We start from the raw sequence: 19,925 nt of genomic DNA on the forward strand, positions 1-19,925 counted from the left end.
GAGCTTCCATGAGCCAAGACAACGAGTACCTGCCGCCCAAGGTGTGGAAATGGGAAAAGGCCAGCGGCGGCGAGTTCGCCAACATCAACCGGCCCATCGCCGGACCCACCCACGACAAGGCATTGCCGGTGGGTAAGCATCCGCTACAGCTCTACTCGCTGGCCACACCCAACGGGGTGAAGGCCACGATCATGCTAGAGGAGCTGCTGGCGCTGGGCCACGCAGGCGCCGAATACGACGCCTGGCCGATTCGCATCGGCGAGGGGGAGCAGTTCGGTAGCGGCTTCGTCGAGGTCAACCCCAACTCCAAGATCCCGGCGCTGATGGATCACAGCACCACGCCACCCACCCGGGTGTTCGAGTCGGGCTCGATCCTGCTCTACCTGGCCGAGAAGTTCGGCGAGTTGCTGCCCCGTGATCATGCCGGGCGCAGCGAGACGCTGAACTGGCTGTTCTGGCAGATGGGCAGCGCGCCCTACCTGGGGGGCGGCTTCGGTCACTTCTACGCCTACGCGCCGACCAAGATCGAGTACGCCATCGACCGCTTCGCCATGGAGGCCAAGCGTCAACTCGACGTGCTCGATCGTCGCCTGGCCGAGAGCCGTTATCTCGGCGGCGACGAATACACCATTGCCGATATCGCCAACTGGTCCTGGTATGGTCAGCTGGCGTTGAATCGTGTCTACGATGCCGGCGAGTTCCTGCAGGTGCAGGAGTACCAGCACGTGCAGCGCTGGGCCAAAGAGATCGATGCCCGCCCGGCGGTGCAGCGCGGGCGCATGGTCAATCGCACCTTCGGCCCGCTTGAACAGCAGCTGCACGAGCGTCATGACGCCAGCGACTTCGAGACCAATACTCAGGACAAGCGTTAGCCCCGATCCTTTTCTTTCGAGAAAACCATGCAATCAAGACGCCTGGAACGGTGTGATCTGGAAGCCTGCGCGGCGCTCTTCGCGCAGGTGTTCTCCACCGCCCCCTGGAACGAGCCCTGGCATGCAGATGGCGCACTGGCGCGGCTCGAACACTTCTTCGAGTCGCCAGGTGCCGTGGGCGTAGTGGGGTTGGGTGAGAGTGAGGAGCTCGAGGGGTTTCTGCTGGGCAACCTCGAACCGTATCTGGATGGCAAGCTGTTCTACCTGCGGGAGATGTGCGTGGCCACGCATCGCCAGGGGCAAGGTATCGGCTCGCAGCTCTATGGGGTGCTCGAGGAAGCGTTGGCCACCAGAGATGTGCGTGCGGTGTACCTGGCCACGGGGCGGGACATCCCCGCGGCCCGCTTCTATCAGCAGCTCGGCTTTCGCTGCAGCGAAGGGATGGCCTTCTATGCCAAGGGTTTCAGGGGAGACTGAGCGCCTCGTCATCACGCCGCGCGAGACGGTTTTGACATGAGGGCGCGATTGGACTCCCCCGGGGGGCTCTGGCAAGCTGCATGCCCTTTTCAATTCGACAGCTTTTGAACCCGACGGTTTTAGACCCTACAGAGAGATCGCCATGAGCGCCTTGCCGAACTGCCCCGCCTGTCAATCCGAATACACCTACGAAGTGGCCGGCATGTACGCCTGCCCCGAGTGCGGCCACGAATGGTCCGTTCAGGTGGAGAGCGAGGCTGGCGACGGCAAGGTGGTGCGCGACGCCAACGGCAATGAGCTGCAGGACGGCGACAGTGTCACCGTGATCAAGGACCTCAAGGTCAAGGGCACTTCCTCGGTGGTCAAGGTGGGCACCAAGGTGAAGGGCATTCGCCTGGTAGAGGGCGATCACGACATCGACTGCAAGATCGACAGCTTCGGGCCGATGAAGCTGAAGTCGGAGTTCGTCAAGAAGGTGTGAGTATCGAAAGCATTACCGGTCATCTGATGGCACCAAGCCACACTGGCAACGGCCAGACAACCGAAAACAGGCCGAAGCGGGGCCGGGGCTCGGCTCCGCTTTTTTATCGTGGCCGATCAGGTGTGGCTGGGGGCGTCCGAAGCTTCCTGAGCGATCAGTGCATCGGCCAGTGCCCGTGAGGCGAGAGCGAACTCCACGCGTGCTGCGCTGAGTGCACTCAGGTCTTTGCAGGTGCCGTCTTGCTCGAGTCGGTCGAGCTGAATCTTGGCCAGGACCAGACGCTTGCAGAGAACCGCATTGCTTGACGCCTCTCCCCGCTCTTCCGACAGCTCGATCTGTGCATTGAGACTGTTCATGTTTTTCCCTACGTCATGCGATAGCAAAAAGCGCTTCGGCTCTTACGGTCGATCGTCGCTTGTTATGAATATCGTCCAAAACTGGGAAAACTGTAATTTTCGGTACATTCACACGAAATGGCTACCGGCCCGACAGGCGCGGTAGAGGTAAGAAGCTGCTGGCAGGATTACTGAATGGTGGTGACCATGACCGGCGCCACGCCCCGGTTCAGCATGCCGAGTTCGCGTGCCGCGCGCTTGGAGAGATCGATGATCCGCCCTTCGACGAAGGGGCCGCGATCGTTGATCAGGACCTCTACCTCTTGCCCGGTATCGGCCCGGGTGACGATCACCTTGGTACCGAGGGGAAGGCTGGGGTGGGCTGCGGTCAGTGCCTGCTGATCGAAGGGTTCACCGCTGGCCGTGGTGGCGCCCTGGAAGCGGTCGCTGTAGAAGGAGGCGATGCCTTCCTCCTGGACCTCAGGCTCGTGGGCAGAAGCGTGGGCTGCGAATACCGCCAACATCCCTGCCAGGCCACAAGCGAGCAACTTCTTTGGTAGAGCTCCCATGGTTTTACCTCGGGTTGATCGTGTTGGCGGTTATCGCTTCCATCGATGAGGTGCTGGTGAGCGTTATGGATAGTACCCGGCGTGGCACCATGAGGCAACCCACCAATTTCGCACTATTGCATGTTTGCAGAAGAAGGCTGCTTGATGGGCGGTGTTTGGCGATGTTGGCTGAAAGAGACAATTGCAGCACTGTGGCGCTCAGGCTCTCTGCTCCTGGCTGGCCCAGGTTGCGCTGCCGTCCGCCGCATGCAGAAGGCGCAGGTGGGGAACGCTGGCAGTTCGGTTGCGACCTGCTTCCTTGGCCATGTAAAGCCCCTCGTCGGCCTGCTGTACGAGGGTGGCGCGGTTGGCATCACGCACGGGCAGCAGTGAAGCGACGCCGATGCTGACGGTGACATGGGCTGCCACGGGAGAGTCGGGGAAAGGCAGGGCGCGCTCCGTCAACATGGTATGGATGCGTTCGGCCATGAGGTTGGCGCCTTCGAGTGAGGTATGCGGCATCAGTACGACCATCTCCTCGCCGCCATAGCGGGCCACCAGATCACCAGGCCGGGCGGCGGCGGCCTTCAGTACGCCAGCCACTGCGCGCAGGCAGGTGTCGCCATGTTGATGGCCGTAACTGTCGTTGAAGCGCTTGAAGCAGTCGATGTCGATCATCAGCAGGCCGAGCGGCTGGCGTTCGCGTGCCGCCCGGCGCCACTCCAGCTTGAGTACCCGCTCGAATTCACGACGATTGGCAATGCTCAACAGACCGTCGCTGGCGGCTCGATGGGCGAGCTTGGCGTTGTGGGCCTCTAGGCGTTCGCGCTCGCGCAGCAGTCGAGCTTCTCGGGCATGATAGACCCGTTGCATGGGGATCAGGATCAGCGATACCGCCAGCACCATGCCGCTGGTGAAGGCAATGAGTGCCGTGCCGGCGTGAAGTCTCTCGGCGATCTGGGTCTCGAGGAAGTGGGCAAGTGCGGGGAAGAGGCTGGCTTGGTCCGGCACCAGGCCTTGGATGGAGAGTGCGGCATCGAACAGCAGAGCAACCGCCAAGGCCAGGCCGGCCAGGCTGGGGGTATTGATCAGCGGAGACTGTGGCTTCATGCGCATGTTCGTCTCATCCCTGACTGCTGATAAAAGTATCCGTGAACAGGGCTCCGTTACTGCTTCGCTGCGAAAAAAAAGGGCCGCAGAGCGGCCCAAGTACGCAGGGAACTAAAGGATAGTGCTAACTCAATCGCAAAGCGTGCCTTCGACCGGTGGAAACCATAAGAGACTCGGCGGATTCCTTCCCGCATCCTGCCATGCCCTGGCAAGGAGCCTCCGGATACGTGGCCTGGATTGCCATTCGGGCCGCAGTATCGCTCTGTCAGTATACTAGCGAAAATAGTGCCATGATTTTGATTATTTATATATAAACAATGGGTTATGGCTGTTTCTGAAAGGCAGAATACGGGAAGGTTCGGCTTTATGAGTCGACTTTTGCGCCGAAGTGTAGGTATGTGGCGACACAAACTGAGCGATGTAATGAAAAAGCAATAAAAACAGCCAGTTAAATGTCTCTTTTTGGAGACGGTTGGGCCAGTGTAGCTGGATCGTCAAGCGTCACCTGAGGGTTGACGGCTCGTGGGGGCGAGGGCGGTCGCTGGAAGCGCAATGCAAAGATATCGGCTCCATACGCAGGAGACGGGATCACAAGGTTATGGCATCTTGAGGTTTTCGAACAGGGAGTAGCGAAATGACGAGTGTCTTTTCCCGCATCATTCGAGGTGAATTGCCGGCTGAGTTCGTCTGGTCCGATGAGCGCTGTGTAGCGATCATGACCCTCAACCCCATGAAGCCAGGTCATCTGCTGGTCATTCCGCGCGAGGAGATCGACCATTGGGATGACATGCCGATAGACCTGAGCGCCCATCTCATGGCGGTTTCGCAGAAGCTGGCCAAGGCGCTGAAACGAGCCTTTCCCTGCGAGCGGGTGGGCATGATGATCGTCGGCCTCGAGGTGCCCCATGTGCACCTGCATTTGGTGCCTATCGATGCCATGCAGGATATCCGGGTCGAAGGCCTGCCCCAGGCAAGCTCCGAAGAGCTGGCCGAGAATGCCGATCGGATTCGTGGGGCCCTGGTTTGAAATGCGCACCGGGCTTCGTCGAGCGTGTAAGCATTGGCTTACACGCCGCCGCGTCAATGTCTGATACCGCTCCCTGGCCACTGCACTATCATGAATCCTTTGTCTAAGTCCGCCGTGCTTGCGGTGGGCCTTTGCCGGTCCAAGAGGCTGGCTCATGGAGGACAGGGTGCAAGAGATACAGCTGCTGGAGACCCGTCGCCAGTGGTACGCCGCTTACATTGATGGCAACGTCGGTCTGCTGGATCATATCGAGAGCGACGATTTCGTGCTGATCAATGAGGTAGGGCTGCTGGGTAAGCTGGATCAGCTCGGCAGCATTGCCGAGGCGGTGGCGGGCGGCAAGTGGTTCGCCCGCGGTAGTCGGGCCGAGGATGACATCGTCAAGTTGATGCCGTTCGGCGAACTGGTGTCCATATACGGACAAGGGCGAGTCGTGGGAGATGCGCGAACTCGCCCGAACCTCTTTTTCAGCGAGCTGTGGCGGAAGCTGGACGGTCAGTGGCGCGTGCTGTCACTGCATTTCACGCGTGCTGCCACGCAGCCGCTTTGAGGCCCGCCCGGCATGACAACGCCGACGGCTCTGCCGCCGGCGTTTCCACTCGTTCAATCTCGCTGAATGCAATTGGCATAGAAGCTCACGGTAGCGGGCCAGTCGGTGAAGATGCCGATAATGCCGACGTCCTGCACCAAGGTGTCGAGGGTAATCAGTTTGTCGCCTTCGCGCCGGATGACCTCTTCCGTGGTCTGGTGATACCACTGGCCACCTTCCGCCAGCGGACCGGAGCGTTCCAGCGTCCAAGTGATCAGCTGCAGCCCCGCCTCCTGGGCTCGCTCGGCATACGTTGAGGGCACGATTCTGCTCTCGTTCTCGGTGAACTCCGGGTTGGCCGCCAATAGCATCCAGGTCGGCGGCGCCAGAATGCGCACGCCCCGTTCGGCCAGCTCCTCCATGCTCGGCGACCAGGTCTCGGGATCGGTATGGTCGAAGCCTTCATCGCCATAGCGACCGTCGAGGTAGACCGCCTGCTCGCCGAACTCGGGTTCGTGCTCGATCCAGTAGAGCACGTCATCCAGATTGAAGGACTGGGCGAAGACGTCGCTTGGCGGTACGTCCGCCGTCTTGTATTCGTCGATCAGCTTCTGGGCGTAGTCTTCCTGACTCATGCCGTTGAAGGGCATCTCTACCTCGGGCTCCTTGAGTTCCGGGGTCATCTTCACTCCCAGTTCCTTGAACAGCGCGACGGTGTCGGCGTGGCTCATCAGGGTGCCACGAGTGGCGTAGAGATCGGTACGCCAGGCGGGCGTGCCAGCCAGATACTCCTCGATACTGCGCGCTTCCCGATTGGCGCCTTCCATGGTGCCTTCCATGGTGCCACGCAGGGTGCGGAACTCGGCCAGGGTAATGTCGCTGGTACAGCAGCGAATCTCGGCGGCATTGGTCAGTTCGCCGCTGTCGGGGTCGATCTCAGGCGGAACGCTGCACTTCTCGGCCAGCTTCGTCTCGACGATGTTGGTGGTGTAGTGCAGGTCGCATTGGGCATGGCGGCATACGAGTTCGTTGTCGCCGGTAAAGGTCACGTCGCACTCCACGATACCGGCACCGCCCTGAACGCCGGCCAGGTAGGATTCGAGCGTGTGCTCGGGAAACTGCAGCGGTGCGCCGCGATGGGAAATGACCAGGTCGTCCGGCTGCCAGTCGGTGTGCTGTGCGGCGCACTCCAGTAGTTCGGCCTTGAGCTCGCGCTCGCGTTCGGTCTCCTCGCTCATGTCGTTGACCAGGAACAGCGGCCGTGGGCCGAGCGTCACCTGACTGGCGGCTTCCAGTAGTGCATCGCTCCATGCGGGAACGTTCTCGTCAGTGTTCTGGGCCAACGCCGGGGCGGCGGCCAGCAGGCCCAGGCAGGCCAGGGTGGGGAGTGTCTTGTGCATGACGTATCTCGCTATCTTCCTTGTTGGCGTGGGCCACGGCTGTTGCCGCGACCAGACTTGAGCGTAGCCAGCTGCAACGGCTTCTTCTAGCGCTCGGTGAGTGCCAGGCGCACCGCCAGCGCGAGAAAGCCTGCGGCGAAGCCTCGCCGTAGCCAGATGAGCACGCTCGGCCGTGCGATGACCTGCCGGCGTGCGGCGGCGGCACTGGCGCCATACAGCGTAAAGACGGCAAATGTCATCAGCATGAACAGCACGCTGAGTTCGAGCATCTGGGTCAGAGCCGCCTCGTCGGCAGCGACGAACTGGGGCAGGAAGGCAAGAAAGAACAGCGTGAGCTTGGGATTGAGCAGGTTGAGCAGCACGCCGGTGCCGATCAATTTCCTGGCCGGCAAGGTGGGCAGAGCTGTCGCTGGAAGCGGCGCATCCTTGGCTCTCAGTACGCTCCAGGCGATATATAACAGGTAGGCGATGCCCAGTAGCTTGAGCGCTTGGAAGGCTGTCGCGCTGGTGTGCAGCAGCGAGGCCAGCCCCGTAATGGCGGCGGCGATATGCGGCACTATCCCGAGCGTACAGCCGAAGGCGGCGATGGTGGCGGCACGTGCGCCGTGGGTCAGACCCGTGGAGAGAGTGTAGAGCACGCCGGTGCCGGGAGAGGCGACGACGACGAGCGAGGTCAGGAGAAATTCCGGGTTCATGGGGCAGGCTCCGATGACGAAACCTCATCATCGTGACGCTGAAAGGCCCTGGCAATCTTGAACGAAATTGCAGCTCAGGATGGCAGCATGGCGCGTCGGTAACGGCCCGGGGTGAGACCGAGCTGGCGATTGAAGGCTCGGCTCATGTGACTCTGGTCGGCAAAGCCCGCAGCCAGGGCTGCCTGGCTCAGGGAGTGGCCGCCAGCAATCAGGTGCCTGGCGATCTGCACGCGGCGTTGCACCAGGTAGGCATGCGGGGTGATGCCCAGAGCGCGAGAGAAACTGCGCAGCAACTGGTAACGGCTCAGGCCTGCCATATCGGCCAGTTCACCAAGACTGACAGACAGCTGTGGGGCATCGTCGAGGCGCTGACGCACCTTGGCGATAGCGCCGGGAATGCGCGACTCGTGGATGAGGGTACGAGAGCCATGGCGGGAAAAGGCGGCGCCAAGCAGTTTGCAGCTTTGCTCCTCCAAGGGCAGCGTCTCTTCTGGAGTGACTGTGAGCTGATCGAACAGCTCATTCATGAGCCGTCGCAGCAGGGGGTCATTGAGCGCAGGTTGCGTCAGCTCGGCACCTGTCAGGGTGTCACCCACCGCTTGGTGAACCAGAGCCGGATCGAAGTAGAGCATGTACCAGCCCCGGCATGTACCGTCGATGGGCGCGCCGTCATGCATTTCGCCCGGATTCACCGTGATGACGTCGCCAGCCAGCGCATCGACCCGGCCGATACCGCTCCAGGAGCGCTGGCCACCGGAAACCACGAGCCCGATACCGTACTGATCATGAGAATGACGCGGAAAAGCGCGGCACGAGGCAAGGCTCATGGCTACTAGCCCGGCAAGCCCCGTGACGTACGCGGTCACGTGATGTTGCCTTTCGAGCATATTTCCTCCCGAGACCTTCTGTACCCGTTCGAGGATCTCTTGCATTGCCGCGCCGGCTTCATCGACATAGCGGCTACCTTCCTGAACGATACCAGCATTCAAGCCGATCAGTTGCTGTATCTCCTTGGCGGCATCGGCGGAGCGCTTGGCCAGCTTGCCAAGCGTGTCTTTTCGCCGCCCGTGGTGGCGGCAGTGCTGGTGGATTGGGTCAATTCGTTGGCCTTGGCAGTGTGAGAGGTGTTGTCTTTCACGGAATTGGCGACCTGCTCCATGCTGGTGGCGGTCTCCTGTAAGCTGGAGGCCTGTTCTTCGGTGCGCTGCGACAGGTCGGTGTTACCTGCAGCGATCTGGCTTGCCCCCGTTGCGATGCTGTCAGCCGATAGCTATATCGAAAGGATGAGTTGATGGAGTTGGTTCTGCATCTTTTCCAGCATTTGCAGCGTTTGGCCGATTTCGTCATGTGAGTCGACGCTTATCACGTTGTCGAGTTTGCCCTCTGCCATGCGTGCGAAGTAGCCCATCATTCGCTTCAGGGGGCGGTCGATCGAGCGCGTGATCCACCAGCCCAAGCCACCCGCCAAGAGCAGAGCGACGAGAATGGCAGCGACGCTGATGGCTCTCATCCGTGTGAAGAAAATATAGGAAAAAGTCTTTCTAAGTAGCGTTTGTGCATAGAAAAACATGAGACGCTAGTTTTTAGCATCTCATGAGAAATTGGGGCGGTTTTTAAGAAATTATTTAGTCAGATTCTCTTTCATACTCACTCGTCGGTCCTTCGCAAAGGCGGCCTTCTAAATAGCATGAGATGGCTTCGCAGGCGAGTTTCCAATTGATGGCCTGCTCGGCCCAGGCACGCAGGACTTCGGCGTCGTAAGTGGCGGGGGAGTGGGTGGTGTGCTGCATGAGGCTGTCCTCCCTATGGCTTCCCACCCTCACAGCATAGATGCTTTTTGCTGCATCGCAGCATTAATATTGTAACCGAATCTGTTTCGTGCCGAAAACAAGCGCTACTCCATAAAGCAAAGCACCCCATCCGGACTAGCCGAATGGGGTGAGTTGGCTGCTTCGCGGGGGTCAGCGCTGGACGTTTTCCTCGAACAGCTCGGCTTTGGCCTCACGCATGACGTTCTCGCATGCGGCCTGGTGGGCGAGCTGAGTGAGCAGGCTCTGGGTCACCGCGAACCCCTTGCCCAGGCAGGTATCCACGTCTTCGCGGCTTACTGCGGGAGTGACTTCATATTCGATCTTGATTGTTCTACCGTTACCATCCAGCTTGTCTGCCATGTGGCGAATGAGCCAGGCAAGGCGCTCACGCCAGCCCGTTGTTTCCTCTGCTCCTTCATTGACGCTGAACGTGCACCGCCATTCAGGTTTGTAGACTCGCATGAGTACCTCCTGTGCTGGCTTGATTAGGAATGATCGATCGTGATGTTCGCTCCGCTTCTTTGACCAAAACTACGCTACGAGCATAACAAACTTGTACTCGTCTTTCACGAGCTGTGCCGATTCGCTACGCTTGCATGCTATACGAATCGCACCCCGTCTTCATAGCGAAACAGCTGCTCGGCACGCTAATTAGCTATCGGCGGCACAGGTGAAAACTTGAGTGAGCGCTCGAAGTGGCTGGTCAAGGTGGGGGTGGGGGCTCACGAGAGACAGGAGCGATCCCGCGCTCCTGGCTATCGAGGCCGGATCATGCGTTGGGCGTCTCAGCGTTGCTGTCGCGCTCCATCGAACAGCTCGGCCTTGGCATCGCGCATGATGTTCTCGCAGGCTGCCTGCTGGGCCAGCTGATTGAGCAGAGAGTGTGTGACTTCGAAGCCCTTGACCAGGCAGGTGTCGATCTCCTCGGCCGTCACCTCAGGTTCGATATGGCATTCGATCGTCACCGTACGGCCCTTGCCGTCAAACCTGTCGGCCCAGCGCCGTAGACGCCAGGCGAGCCGCTCGCGCCAGCTCGAGGCCGCGCCAGGCGCTTCGTTCACGGTGAAGTTGCAGTGCCACTCCGGCTTGTAGATTTTCATGAGAACCTCCCGTTCCGGCTGGGAACATCCCGCTGTTTCTCCCTGTTTCCGTCCGTGACGGTCGAGACGCCCGTACCTTCAGCATAGAAGCTATGTGCGATTGGGGCAGGTAAGCGAGTGTGTAAGCCGGAAAGGCCCTCGTGTCATTCCAGGCCGAGATGCGCATTGGACCAATGGCCTCTCTCTGTCCATGGTTAAGGTATCGGCCAATTTCACACTTCATGGATGGAAACGTGAACAAGTTAGCTCGGCGTGTCGTCATCACGACGGGGGCTGTGCTGCTGGTGCTGGTAGGGGCAGTCCTATATCTCGAATCCGCCTGGTTTCGTGGCTGGCTGGAGAGTCAGGCCAGTGAACAGCTGGGGCGCGATGTGGAAATCGGTGGCCATGGCATCGACTGGGGGCTACCGCTGACCCTGCGGCTCGATGACGTGCGCGTTGCCAATGCGCCTTGGGCCGAGGGCCCAATGGCAAGCCTCGATGAGCTGTCGGTAACCCTCGACGTGGGTGCCCTGCTGGGCGGTGAAATCGTACTGGAGCGCGTCGCCGTGGTGCGGCCCGAGGTACGGCTGTTGCGTCGCGAAGACGGCACCACCAACATCGACGACCTGATGGAAGAGGAGCCGACCGAGGAGCAGGAGATCGCGCTCTGGCCCGAGGCGTTCAGCATCGACCAGGGCCGCTTGGTCTATCGCGATCAGGGCCAGCGGATCGCTCTCGATGTTGCGTTCGATACGCCCGGTGAGAGCTTCAAGGAATTGAGCGTGGACGTTCGCGGTGAAGGCCATGTTCAGGGCGAGGTGGCCATTTTCCAGGGCTTGCTGCATCTCGAACTGGAAGAGCGCCGCGGCAGCCTCGAAGCCTTCCAGGGCCGCCTCGGCGACAGCCGTCTGCGCGGCGCCCTGGCGCTGGATCTGGGACGTGACGTGCCGCGTCTGCTGGCCGATCTGGAAGCCGACAAGCTCGATCTGAACCGCTGGACCGAGGCATTGACGGATGGCGCAGCGCCCCTCGAGCGTGAAACGGCAGAGCAGGGCCGCCCGCTTGCCCAGCGACTGGAGATACTGCACACCTTCGAGGCTGAGGCCGACTTGACCATCGGCCGACTGCAGATCGGCGAACGGGCTTTTCATGATGTCGCCCTCGAGGCTGCGTTGCGGGATGGTCGGCTCGCCATCGAGCGGTTGCAGGCGAGAGAGCCGCTGGATGATGGCAACGAGCGGCGGCTGGCACTGCAAGGCCGCGTGCAAGCGCAGGACGATGCCGAGGCCGCGCTGATAGAGCGAGCGCGGCTGTATTACCGGGACACGGCTCAGCAGATCGATCTGGAAGCGATCTTCGAGGCGCCCGATGAGCCTGGCGAGGGGCAGCGCCTCAGGATGCGTGGCGAAGGCCGGCTGCAGGAGGACCCGCTGGACTTCGAGGGTCTGCTGTATCTCGACGTAGAGGCGTTGCGCGGCGGGGTCGAAGGTCTGGAAGCGAACATCGCCGAGAGTCGTCTGGTGGGGAGCTTGGCATTCGACCTGGGGCGCGAGACACCATGGCTGATGGTCGAGCTGGAAGGTGATGCGCTCGATCTGGATCGCTGGGGTCTGTTCGATCAGCGTCCTCCAGAGGAGGTGCCTCGAGAGACTGCGCCGCCAGCAGAGGGGCCGCCAGCAGAGGGAGAGTGGGATCAAGGCCTCGCCCGAGCGCTGGCGAGGCTGGACGAATTCGACGCCGAACTCGATCTGGCTCTCGGGCAGCTTCACTACGCCGGCCAGACCCTGCACGATCTGGCCGCCGAGGCGGCGTTGGAAGACGGGCGGCTTACCATTACCCGGCTGCAGGCACTGCAGCAGCTAGGCGACGAACAGCCGCGCTCGCTCAACGTGCAGGGTTGGCTCGAGGTCGAGGAGCAGCGTCTGGTCGCGGATCTAAAGGCTCAGTTGGAGCAAATCGATCTGACCGCGGCGCTTGCGCCGTTCGGTATCGGCGAGGTGGGCATGCTCGAGGGTGATCTCAACACCCGAATCGTCGATGGCGGGCTGCTGCTCGAGAACACCGCGCTGGATTACCACGCTCCGCATTGGGGGCTGGTGCTCTCATTCCGCGCCGATACCCGCACGGAAGGGGGCGAGGGGCATCGGGTGCATCTGGTCGGCGAAGGCAGCTACGAAGAGGAGCCGTTCGCCTTCGATCTGCTGATCGGGCCGCTGCTGGATCTCACCGACCCCGGTACGCCTTATCCCGTCTCCGGTGAGCTGGCCAGCGGCGACACCCGGCTATGGATCGATGGCAGTGCGGTGCAGCCCTTCGCACTGGAGTCGGTCGAGGGCAGTGCCCGGCTGGAGGGGCCAACCCCGGCAGAGCTCACCGACCTCACGGGGATCAACCTGCCGGAGCTGCCGCCTTATCGGGTGTCCGGCTACGTGCGTTATCAGGACGATCTGCTCAATATCGATGGGCTCGAGGGCGGCTTCGGCAACAGCGACGTGAGCGGTGACGTACGCCTGCGCTTCGGTGAGCGCCCTCAACTGTGGGCCTCGCTGGTTTCCCAGCGGCTGGAGGCGGACGATCTGCTGCCGATGCTGGGTATCTCGCCGGAAACGGGGCCGGGGGAAACCGCCTCACCCGAGCAGGAACAGTGGGCGGCACAAGAAGAGCGCGCCGAGATGGTGTTTCCCGACCGCGAATGGGATCTCGAAGCGCTGCGCAACACCGATATCGTGCTCGCCTACGAAGCGGTCGACGTTCAGGCGGAGCACATACCGTTCGAGCAGCTGGCGCTATCCCTGGAGCTGGAGCAGGGCGTGATGACGGTGGAGCCGCTGCAAGTCGGCCTCGGTGGCGGGCAGGTCAGAGCATCCTGGGTGATGGATGCGCGCCAGGCCGCCATCGAGGGGAATCTGCAGCTGGCGATGGATGGGGTCAACCTCAGTGTCCTGCTGGACGAGGCGGGCCTGCCCGAGGTGGCCCGCGACACCCTGGGCGTGATCGGCGGACGGGGCGACTTCCGCTACCGCGGGCGCTCCATGCATGAGGCCATGGCCGGGCTCGACGGCGAACTCGAGCTGGCCATGGCCCAGGGCTGGCTCGACATCATTGCCGCCGAGCTGCTGCCGCTCAACGTGGCCAACGCGCTGGTGGCGGCGCTGACGGGTGAAGGTCAGGTGCAGCTCGAATGCACCTACGTGCGCTTCGTCGCCGAGCACGGCCTGGCCGACCTGGACGAATTCTTCATGGCCACCGAGATCGCTCACTTCGAGGGGGCGGGCGCCATCAACCTGGAGACGGAGCGCATGGATCTGGCCTTTCAGGGGCACAACATTGACCCGACTCTGTTCACCGGAAACTCACCGGTAGAGCTGCAGGGATCGTTGCGCGACCCCGAAGTGAACGTGATCACCCAGGAGCTGATTGCCCGTGGTGCGCTCTCGCTGCTGGGCGCCATCGTCGCGCCGCCCCTGGCGATCCTGCCATGGGTCGACCTCGGCGGTGGCGAGCAGGTCGGGATGGGCTGTGAACGGGCGCTGGCGGAGTTCCAGGAGTGAAGCCGGTGCTTCACTGCGCCTCGTGCCATGCCTCGTGACCGCAGCTGAGGCAGTGGAAGAGCGCTTCGAAGCCGCTTCGAGTATCCGCCGAGCGGCGCAGCGTGCCTTTCTGGTAGGTAAAGGAGCGCAGCGAGCAGACCGGGCAGCGGATCTCCTCGTACCGCAGGCGGCGGGGCAGGTCATCCGGCGCCTGTTCCGCTGACGGAGCGCCTGCATCGCGCAAGCCGTCCAGCTCCGCGTACAGGGTTTGCGCCAGGCGCTGAGCCTCTTCCGCCTGCGCGGGAGCGGCCAGCTCGGCCAAGCGTTCGATGCCTCTCTTCAAGGCGGTCAGGCGTGGTGCGATGTCGGCCATTGGGCTCTCCTGCGTCGTAACCCAGTTCTTTTATCAGCATAACCCGGACTTGCGGATATGACATGTCGTGCCGACGAACTCGCCCGTGCAGCCATTTGTTAGCCGCCTGGTCCATACTCCAGACACCGCTCCCCCATCTCCGGCCCCTGCAACAGCGCTCTGTTGAGATCACGTAGCGCGCTGCGCAGTCCCTCCTCCAGCACCGGATGGTAATAGGGCATTTCGAGCATGCGCTCTACCCCCATCTTCTGCTCCAGCGCCCAGGCAAGCAGATGGGCGAGATGTTCCACGCGTGGGCCGAACAGCTCGGCGCCGAGGAACTGCCCCGAGCCGTGCTCGGCGTACAGGCACATCATGCCGCGGTTCTGGCGCATCACCACGGCTCGCCCCTGGTCCTCGAAGGAGGCGCCGCCCTCGGCGATGCCGTCACAGCCGAAGCGCTGCCGCGCCTCGTCGCGACTCAGGCCCACCGTGGCCATCTGGGGATCGGTGAAGGCGATCGACAGTGCAGTGCTGCGCCGGCCTGCGCGACGCTCGGGATAACGTCCGGCATTGTGGCCGGCAATGCGCCCCTGCTGATTGGCCTCGTGCAGCAGTGGCAGTTCCTGGCTGGCGTCGCCGGCAATGAACACATGGCTGGCCTCGCCGTCGGCGCGCTGGCACTGCATGGTGAAGCGGTTGTAGAGGGGCACGCCTTCGCCGTTCAACGCCAGACCGGCGTTTTCCAGCGCCAGGTTGTCGAGGTTGGGGCGTCGCCCGGTGGCTGCCAGCAGATAGTCGAAGCGTTCGGTCAGGTGTCGGTCGCTGCCGCGCTCGCGAAAGGTAACTACCACCTGCTCACCGTCGCGCTCGATGGTGTCGACGTCGGCTGCCGGATCGAGATAGAACTCCTGATTGAAGATTCGCTCGGCGTAGTCGCGGATTACCGGATCCTGGAACGGTCCGAGTGAGCCGCTCTTGCCGAACAGGCGCAGGCGCACGCCCAGGCGGCTCAGCGCCTGACCCAGCTCCAGGCCGACGATGCCGGCGCCGAACACGGCGAGCGACTCGGGCAGCGTTTGCCATTCGAATACTGCATCGCTATCGATCAGGCGGTCGCCGGCTGGTTCGAAGACGCCAGGGGCATGGGGGCGCGAGCCGGTCGCGATGACGATGGTGCGTGCCCGCACGCGCAGGTCATTGCCCACACGCAGCGTGTTGGCATCCTCGAAGCGGGCGTTCCCCACGAGCAGGTTGGCGGGTTCGATCCGACGCATGGAATCGAGCACGCTGTCGACGAAGGCATCGCGCTCCTCTCTGACTCGTGCCATGACGGCTCGGTCGTCGATGTCGACGTTGCCTACCCGGATGCCGAAGCCGGCTGCATTCCCAGCTTGATGCGCGCTCTCCGCCGCCGCGATGAGCAGCTTCGAAGGCATGCAGCCCACTCGGGCACAGGTGGTGCCGGGCTCACCGCCTTCGATCAGCACCACCTCGTCGTGATACTGCCGGGCCGCTTGCCACGCGCTCAGGCCAGCGGTGCCGGCCCCGATGATGGCGATCTCGACGTTGCGTTCCTGCATGACCTTTCTCCCTGGCAGTGGCTTTCTAAAGAGCCTAGTCGCTGCGTGCCGGTATGGGTCAATGCAGGTAAGTACTCAGGACTTGCGGTTATGGCTGGGCTTGTTCTTCTGACTGGTTGAAGCCATTTTCTCGAGTTCCGCCTCGTCCATGGACTCGTACATCTGCTTCGATGCGCCTTCGAGTTCACTCACCTTTTTCTCTCCGCGCTTGGCGGCAAGTGCAGCACCGGCAGCCATCTGCTGCGCCTTTGATTTGGCTGGCATGGGCTTGCTCCTTTTCGTCGACCGTAACGTCAATTCAAGCGGCCCGATCCAATGGCGCGCTTATCACAGAATTTAGTCGGTGTTTGAGAATCCTTCCGTTTCAACCTGTTACATGTTTCTGCCGTCAGTATTCGAATACGGCGTTCGCTAATTCGGATAATTGTCTTGGCTCAGCTCTCAGCCACTGATTAACTCCGTTAATAACTAAAATATGGATACTTGAAGTTGCAAAACTCCTTTGACTGGTCGTGGCGGGCATGATATCTGAACCCTCAAGAAGAATAAGATAGCGACCTGGCGTGAGTGAAGTCGGTAGTAAGGGACCACCGTTGGAAACGTGACGGGTAGCCCCGTCGTATGCTGCAAGGAAGGAGTTGCATGCGCCAGCTCGTTTTTCATGGCCGATCCCAGGGAGCGGCCAGTCAGGTTTGCCACGACGACGTCACCGGTCTGGTCACTCGCCGCTGCGCCGAGCGCCAACTCGCCGCTGCGCTGGTTCAGGCCGCCGAAAGGGAAGCCTGCGTAGCCGTATTGCATGTCGATGTCGATCACCTGAAGGAGATCAACCACTCGCTGGGGCGTCCCGTGGGCGATGCCTGCCTGCGACTCATGGCGCAGCGCATCGTCGAGACCGTCGACAGCCGCGGCAGCGTGAGCCGGATGGACAGCGATGAGCTGATGATCGAGCTGCCGGGGATCGCGAGTCTTGATGACGTGATACCGCTGGTGGAGAGGCTGCTGGAACATATCCGCCGGCCGCTCGAGGTTTTCGGCCAGGTGCTTTTCTCGAGCTGTTGCATCGGCCTTGCCCTCTATCCCGACCACGGCGTTACCGTCACCGAGCTGATGCGCCACGCCAACCTGGCCAGGCGCAAGGCGCAGACCCGGGGCGCTTCGCAGTACTGTGTCTTCTCGCCGAGTCTGCTCGAAGACGACACTGACCGTGTACAACTGCGCTGTGACCTTCGCCATGCCCTGGAGCGGGGAGAAATGGCGTTGGTCTACCGACCCTTGATCTGTGCGCGTAGCGGCCAGGTCGTGGCGATCTCGGCCCAGCCGCGATGGAATTCACCGCGCTTCGGCGTGTTGGAGCTGTCCAAATGGACACCGGCAGCCCGCGACAATGGCCAACTGACCGACATCTGTCATTGGGTGCTGAAGCACGCCTGCCTGCATGCCCGCTCCTGGTACGAAGCCGGCTCTGGCCTCCGGGTATTGGTTGGCGTGCCGGCCGAAGGCATGACGGACGAAGGGCTGATCGAGCGTGTCGAACAGGCTTTGGCCGAGAGCTGCCTGCCCCCAGGGCTGCTCGAGATCGAGCTGACCGAGGGCGGTTTGATGCGCGACCCCCACCACGCCAGCAGGGTGCTCGGAAAGCTTCAGACCATGGGCGTCCGCCTTGCCATCGACGGCTTCGGCAGCGGTCATTCCATTCTCGGTCATCTCGGCCTGTTTCCCCTCGATACGCTCAAACTAGATTCACTGTTCATCAACGATTGCCTCGACAATCCGCGCCATCAGGCGATCATTCGCTCGGTCATCGGGATGGCCCACGAGCTGGGGATTCGTGTGGCGGCGAGCGGGGTCAGCTCGCGCCAGCAGGTGGATTTCCTGCGCGAGCAGGGCTGCGACCTGCTGCAGGGAAGTCTGTGGTCACGCATGGAATACAGCGACCCGATGGCGTAAGCGTCCTGGGGCTAGCCGGGCAGCGGCGAGGCAAAGGCGAGTTGCGGTAAAGCCGCTTTCGACCGACGATGACATCTCGTTTCCCGAGCCAAACCTTGAAAGGAGCCGCCATGCCCATCGTCACCATTCAGCAATTTCCCCGCGACCTGTCCCAGAAACGCGAACTGGCCCAGCGCATCACCCAGGCGTTCGTCGAAGTCTATGGCGTTGCGGAGGAGAGCGTTCAGGTCTTCTACAACGAAGTGGATGGCGAGAACTGGGCCAAGGCGGGCAAGATGGGCAGCGATCGACAACAGGGACAAGGCTGAGGCCAAGGAGGCATACATGCGACTTCAGCACGCTACCTGGCAGGAGGTCGAGGCCTACCTGGCACGCGAAACCGGCATCATCGTGCCGATCGGCTCCACCGAACAGCATGGCCCCAACGGCCTGGTGGGGACCGATGCCATCTGCCCGGAAACCGTCGCCTGGGAGGTCGGCAAGCGTCACGGCGTGCTAGTCGCACCGACCCAGAATCTGGGCATGGCCCAGCATCACCTGGCCTTTCCAGGCACTATCAGCCTGCGTCCCAGCACGCTGATCGCCGTGCTGCGCGACACCGTGCTGTCCTTATCGCGCCATGGATTCACTCATGTCTTCTTCCTCAATGGCCACGGTGGCAACATCGCCACCATGAGTGCGGCCTTTGCCGAGGTCTATGCCGAGCGGAGCCTGCAGCAGGCACCAGGCAGCGAGCTGCATCTCACCACCAACAACTGGTTTGCCGGGCCGCGAGTGCGGGAGTTGGCCGAGGCGCTCTATAGTGATGCGGAGGGCACTCATGCCACCGCCTCGGAGGTCGCGCTCTCCTGGTTCGCCCGCCCCGAGGCTGTGAAGCAGGTCGAGATGTCGCCACGTATCGCCCCTCGCGGCAGCGCCCAGTGCGACGCCGACGAGTTCCGCCGTCGCTTTCCCGACGGTCGTATGGGCTCGGACCCGAGCCTGGCCAGCATCGAACACGGCAAGCGTTTCTTCGAAGCCAGCGTGGACGATGTGTGGGAGGCTTACCGGACGTTCAGTGGCCGGGAGTGAGAGTCGACATGCTGCGCGTAGCGTCCACCCTGGTCGGCATCTATGGCCTCGTGGTGCTGTTGGCCTGGTTCTTTCAGGAGCGCCTGCTCTACCTGCCTCACGTGGGGCGCGAGCATGTCGCCACGCCGGCCGCACGCGGGCTGGGGTGGGAGCAGGTCGAGCTGCAAACCGCCGATGGCCTGCAGCTGGATGCCTGGTGGATACCCGTCGAGGATGCTCGCGGCAAGCTGCTGTTCTTCCACGGCAACGCCGGCAATATCTCGCATCGTCTCGACTCGATCCAGCAGTTCCATCGCCTGGGCCTGTCGGTGCTGATTCTCGACTATCGCGGCTATGGCCGCAGCGAAGGACGCCCATCCGAAGAGGGCACGGCGCAGGATGCCAGGGCTGGTTGGCGCTGGCTGACCGAGCAGGAGGGGGCAACCGCCGACGAGATCGTGCTGTTCGGCCGCTCGCTGGGAGCGGCGGTAGCGGCCGAGCTGGCCGCCTCGCTGACGCCACAGGAGCAGCCGGCAGCGGTGATCCTCGAATCGCCGTTTCGCTCGGTGCCGGCACTGGGCCAACAGCTCTATCCCTTCCTGCCGGTGCGCTGGCTGGCAACGCTGGATTATCCCACCGCGCGTTATGTCACCCGTATCGAGTCGCCGCTGTTGGTCATCCACAGCCGCGACGACGAAATCATCCCCTTCTCCGAAGGCGAAGCGGTATACCGGGCGGCCAATGAGCCCAAGGAACTGCTCACCATTCGCGGCGGCCACAATACCGGTTTTATCGACAGTGAGCCGGATTATTCCACAGGTATCGACGCTTTCCTCCAGCGTCATGCTGGCCTTTCACGCTGACTCGCCACTCTGACGTCAGGAGCGCACCCTCCGACTTAAAGGGAATGAAAACAGCGGGATGGGAGTCCCTGTGTGGCTGTGGCGACATTAAGGCAGCGTCATGAAAAGTAACGCTTTTTGTCGTGGGGTTGCAGCGGGTAAGTGGCTTTTTACTATGCTCGGCGGTACGAATTGACAGGCTTTCCACGGGTACTATTTTTCGAGTGTCAGGCTAGCAATGAGTCTGCACC

The 19,925-nt window shown here is 62.0% G+C and carries 24 protein-coding genes; 11 read left to right on the forward strand and 13 right to left on the reverse strand.

Translation table 11 applies throughout. From position 1 onward, the window contains the following. Positions 1–8 precede the first annotated feature (8 nt). The 3 genes from yghU (at position 9) to HOP59_RS01395 (ending at position 1,830) form a co-directional block, all read left to right on the forward strand. On the forward strand, positions 9–872 hold the full coding sequence (yghU, locus tag HOP59_RS01385) for a glutathione-dependent disulfide-bond oxidoreductase (protein ID WP_234252516.1): 864 nt from the start codon (positions 9–11) through the stop codon (positions 870–872). 27 nt (positions 873–899) lie between these two features. Then, entirely contained in the window at positions 900–1,349 is a 450-nt protein-coding gene (locus tag HOP59_RS01390) for a GNAT family N-acetyltransferase (RefSeq protein ID WP_010629938.1), read from the forward strand. A 142-nt stretch (positions 1,350–1,491) separates the two neighbouring features. Continuing rightward, on the forward strand, positions 1,492–1,830 hold the full coding sequence (locus tag HOP59_RS01395) for a zinc ribbon domain-containing protein YjdM (RefSeq protein WP_234252517.1): 339 nt from the start codon (positions 1,492–1,494) through the stop codon (positions 1,828–1,830). A gap of 116 nt (positions 1,831–1,946) precedes the next feature. Here the strand turns inward: HOP59_RS01395 and HOP59_RS01400 are convergent, their stop codons facing one another. The 3 genes from HOP59_RS01400 to HOP59_RS01410 all read right to left on the reverse strand — a co-directional run bounded on the left by HOP59_RS01400 (position 1,947) and on the right by HOP59_RS01410 (position 3,823). After that, on the reverse strand, positions 1,947–2,186 hold the full coding sequence (locus tag HOP59_RS01400) for a hypothetical protein (protein WP_010629936.1): 240 nt from the start codon (positions 2,184–2,186) through the stop codon (positions 1,947–1,949). A gap of 167 nt (positions 2,187–2,353) precedes the next feature. Next, positions 2,354–2,734: a septal ring lytic transglycosylase RlpA family protein gene (locus tag HOP59_RS01405; protein ID WP_026038304.1), complete on the reverse strand. Its 381-nt coding sequence runs from the start codon at positions 2,732–2,734 to the stop codon at positions 2,354–2,356. A 198-nt stretch (positions 2,735–2,932) separates the two neighbouring features. Then, entirely contained in the window at positions 2,933–3,823 is an 891-nt protein-coding gene (locus HOP59_RS01410) for a diguanylate cyclase (protein WP_234252518.1), read from the reverse strand. A gap of 634 nt (positions 3,824–4,457) precedes the next feature. Between HOP59_RS01410 and HOP59_RS01415 the strand changes: the two genes are divergently transcribed. Then, positions 4,458–4,850: an HIT family protein gene (locus HOP59_RS01415; protein ID WP_234252519.1), complete on the forward strand. Its 393-nt coding sequence runs from the start codon at positions 4,458–4,460 to the stop codon at positions 4,848–4,850. Positions 4,851–5,016: 166 nt separating this feature from the next. Then, complete coding sequence (locus tag HOP59_RS01420; RefSeq protein ID WP_234252520.1) at positions 5,017–5,400, forward strand: nuclear transport factor 2 family protein; 384 nt, start codon at positions 5,017–5,019, stop codon at positions 5,398–5,400. Between the two features lie 53 nt (positions 5,401–5,453). On the opposite strand, the gene HOP59_RS01425 is transcribed toward HOP59_RS01420, so the two are convergent. The 3 genes from HOP59_RS01425 to HOP59_RS01435 form a co-directional block, all read right to left on the reverse strand. Beyond that, positions 5,454–6,779 carry a glycerophosphodiester phosphodiesterase family protein gene (locus HOP59_RS01425; protein ID WP_234252521.1) on the reverse strand — a complete coding sequence of 442 codons (1,326 nt, stop codon included), beginning with the start codon at positions 6,777–6,779 and terminating at the stop codon, positions 5,454–5,456. Positions 6,780–6,865: 86 nt separating this feature from the next. After that, positions 6,866–7,474, reverse strand: a complete 609-nt coding sequence (locus HOP59_RS01430) for a LysE family translocator (RefSeq protein ID WP_234252522.1) — start codon at positions 7,472–7,474, stop codon at positions 6,866–6,868. 74 nt (positions 7,475–7,548) lie between these two features. Further along, positions 7,549–8,361, reverse strand: coding sequence for an AraC family transcriptional regulator (locus HOP59_RS01435; protein ID WP_234252523.1), 813 nt, complete (start codon positions 8,359–8,361; stop codon positions 7,549–7,551). Here HOP59_RS01435 and HOP59_RS01440 point away from each other — a divergent pair. Further along, positions 8,344–8,595 (forward strand): hypothetical protein, encoded by a 252-nt coding sequence (locus tag HOP59_RS01440; protein WP_234252524.1) that lies wholly within the window; start codon positions 8,344–8,346, stop codon positions 8,593–8,595. The genes HOP59_RS01435 and HOP59_RS01440 overlap by 18 nt on opposite strands. Before the next feature lie 149 nt (positions 8,596–8,744). On the opposite strand, the gene HOP59_RS01450 is transcribed toward HOP59_RS01440, so the two are convergent. From HOP59_RS01450 to HOP59_RS01465, 4 genes are all read right to left on the reverse strand, one after another. Next, a complete protein-coding gene (locus HOP59_RS01450) occupies positions 8,745–9,044 on the reverse strand; it encodes a HAMP domain-containing protein (protein ID WP_234252525.1) in 300 nt (99 codons plus the stop codon). Positions 9,045–9,099: 55 nt separating this feature from the next. Then, a complete protein-coding gene (locus HOP59_RS01455; protein ID WP_234252526.1) occupies positions 9,100–9,264 on the reverse strand; it encodes a hypothetical protein in 165 nt (54 codons plus the stop codon). Between the two features lie 171 nt (positions 9,265–9,435). Next, a complete protein-coding gene (locus tag HOP59_RS01460; protein WP_234252527.1) occupies positions 9,436–9,747 on the reverse strand; it encodes a hypothetical protein in 312 nt (103 codons plus the stop codon). Positions 9,748–10,070: 323 nt separating this feature from the next. After that, positions 10,071–10,385, reverse strand: a complete 315-nt coding sequence (locus tag HOP59_RS01465; RefSeq protein WP_010629926.1) for a hypothetical protein — start codon at positions 10,383–10,385, stop codon at positions 10,071–10,073. 233 nt (positions 10,386–10,618) lie between these two features. On the opposite strand from HOP59_RS01465, the gene HOP59_RS01470 reads away from it, so the two are divergent. Continuing rightward, the gene (locus HOP59_RS01470; protein WP_234252528.1) at positions 10,619–13,918 is read left to right on the forward strand and encodes an AsmA family protein; all 3,300 of its coding nucleotides are present in this window, start codon (positions 10,619–10,621) and stop codon (positions 13,916–13,918) included. Between the two features lie 10 nt (positions 13,919–13,928). Here HOP59_RS01470 and HOP59_RS01475 read toward each other — a convergent pair whose 3' ends face one another. From HOP59_RS01475 to HOP59_RS01485, 3 genes are all read right to left on the reverse strand, one after another. Next, positions 13,929–14,270: a hypothetical protein gene (locus HOP59_RS01475; protein ID WP_234252529.1), complete on the reverse strand. Its 342-nt coding sequence runs from the start codon at positions 14,268–14,270 to the stop codon at positions 13,929–13,931. 98 nt (positions 14,271–14,368) lie between these two features. Next, positions 14,369–15,832, reverse strand: a complete 1,464-nt coding sequence (locus HOP59_RS01480; RefSeq protein ID WP_234252530.1) for a dihydrolipoyl dehydrogenase — start codon at positions 15,830–15,832, stop codon at positions 14,369–14,371. A gap of 75 nt (positions 15,833–15,907) precedes the next feature. Continuing rightward, on the reverse strand, positions 15,908–16,096 hold the full coding sequence (locus tag HOP59_RS01485; RefSeq protein ID WP_234252531.1) for a DUF3008 family protein: 189 nt from the start codon (positions 16,094–16,096) through the stop codon (positions 15,908–15,910). A gap of 378 nt (positions 16,097–16,474) precedes the next feature. Here HOP59_RS01485 and HOP59_RS01490 point away from each other — a divergent pair, with 378 nt between their 5' ends. From HOP59_RS01490 to HOP59_RS01505, 4 genes are all read left to right on the forward strand, one after another. Beyond that, on the forward strand, positions 16,475–17,782 hold the full coding sequence (locus tag HOP59_RS01490) for a putative bifunctional diguanylate cyclase/phosphodiesterase (RefSeq protein ID WP_234252532.1): 1,308 nt from the start codon (positions 16,475–16,477) through the stop codon (positions 17,780–17,782). Positions 17,783–17,892: 110 nt separating this feature from the next. Further along, positions 17,893–18,090, forward strand: a complete 198-nt coding sequence (locus tag HOP59_RS01495) for a tautomerase family protein (protein WP_234252533.1) — start codon at positions 17,893–17,895, stop codon at positions 18,088–18,090. A 16-nt stretch (positions 18,091–18,106) separates the two neighbouring features. Beyond that, positions 18,107–18,853, forward strand: coding sequence for a creatininase family protein (locus tag HOP59_RS01500; protein WP_234252534.1), 747 nt, complete (start codon positions 18,107–18,109; stop codon positions 18,851–18,853). An 8-nt stretch (positions 18,854–18,861) separates the two neighbouring features. After that, positions 18,862–19,695, forward strand: a complete 834-nt coding sequence (locus tag HOP59_RS01505) for an alpha/beta hydrolase (RefSeq protein ID WP_234252535.1) — start codon at positions 18,862–18,864, stop codon at positions 19,693–19,695. Positions 19,696–19,925: the final 230 nt, after the last annotated feature.

It is taken from the genome of Billgrantia aerodenitrificans (assembly GCF_021404405.1).
Classification (GTDB): domain Bacteria; phylum Pseudomonadota; class Gammaproteobacteria; order Pseudomonadales; family Halomonadaceae; genus Halomonas; species Halomonas aerodenitrificans.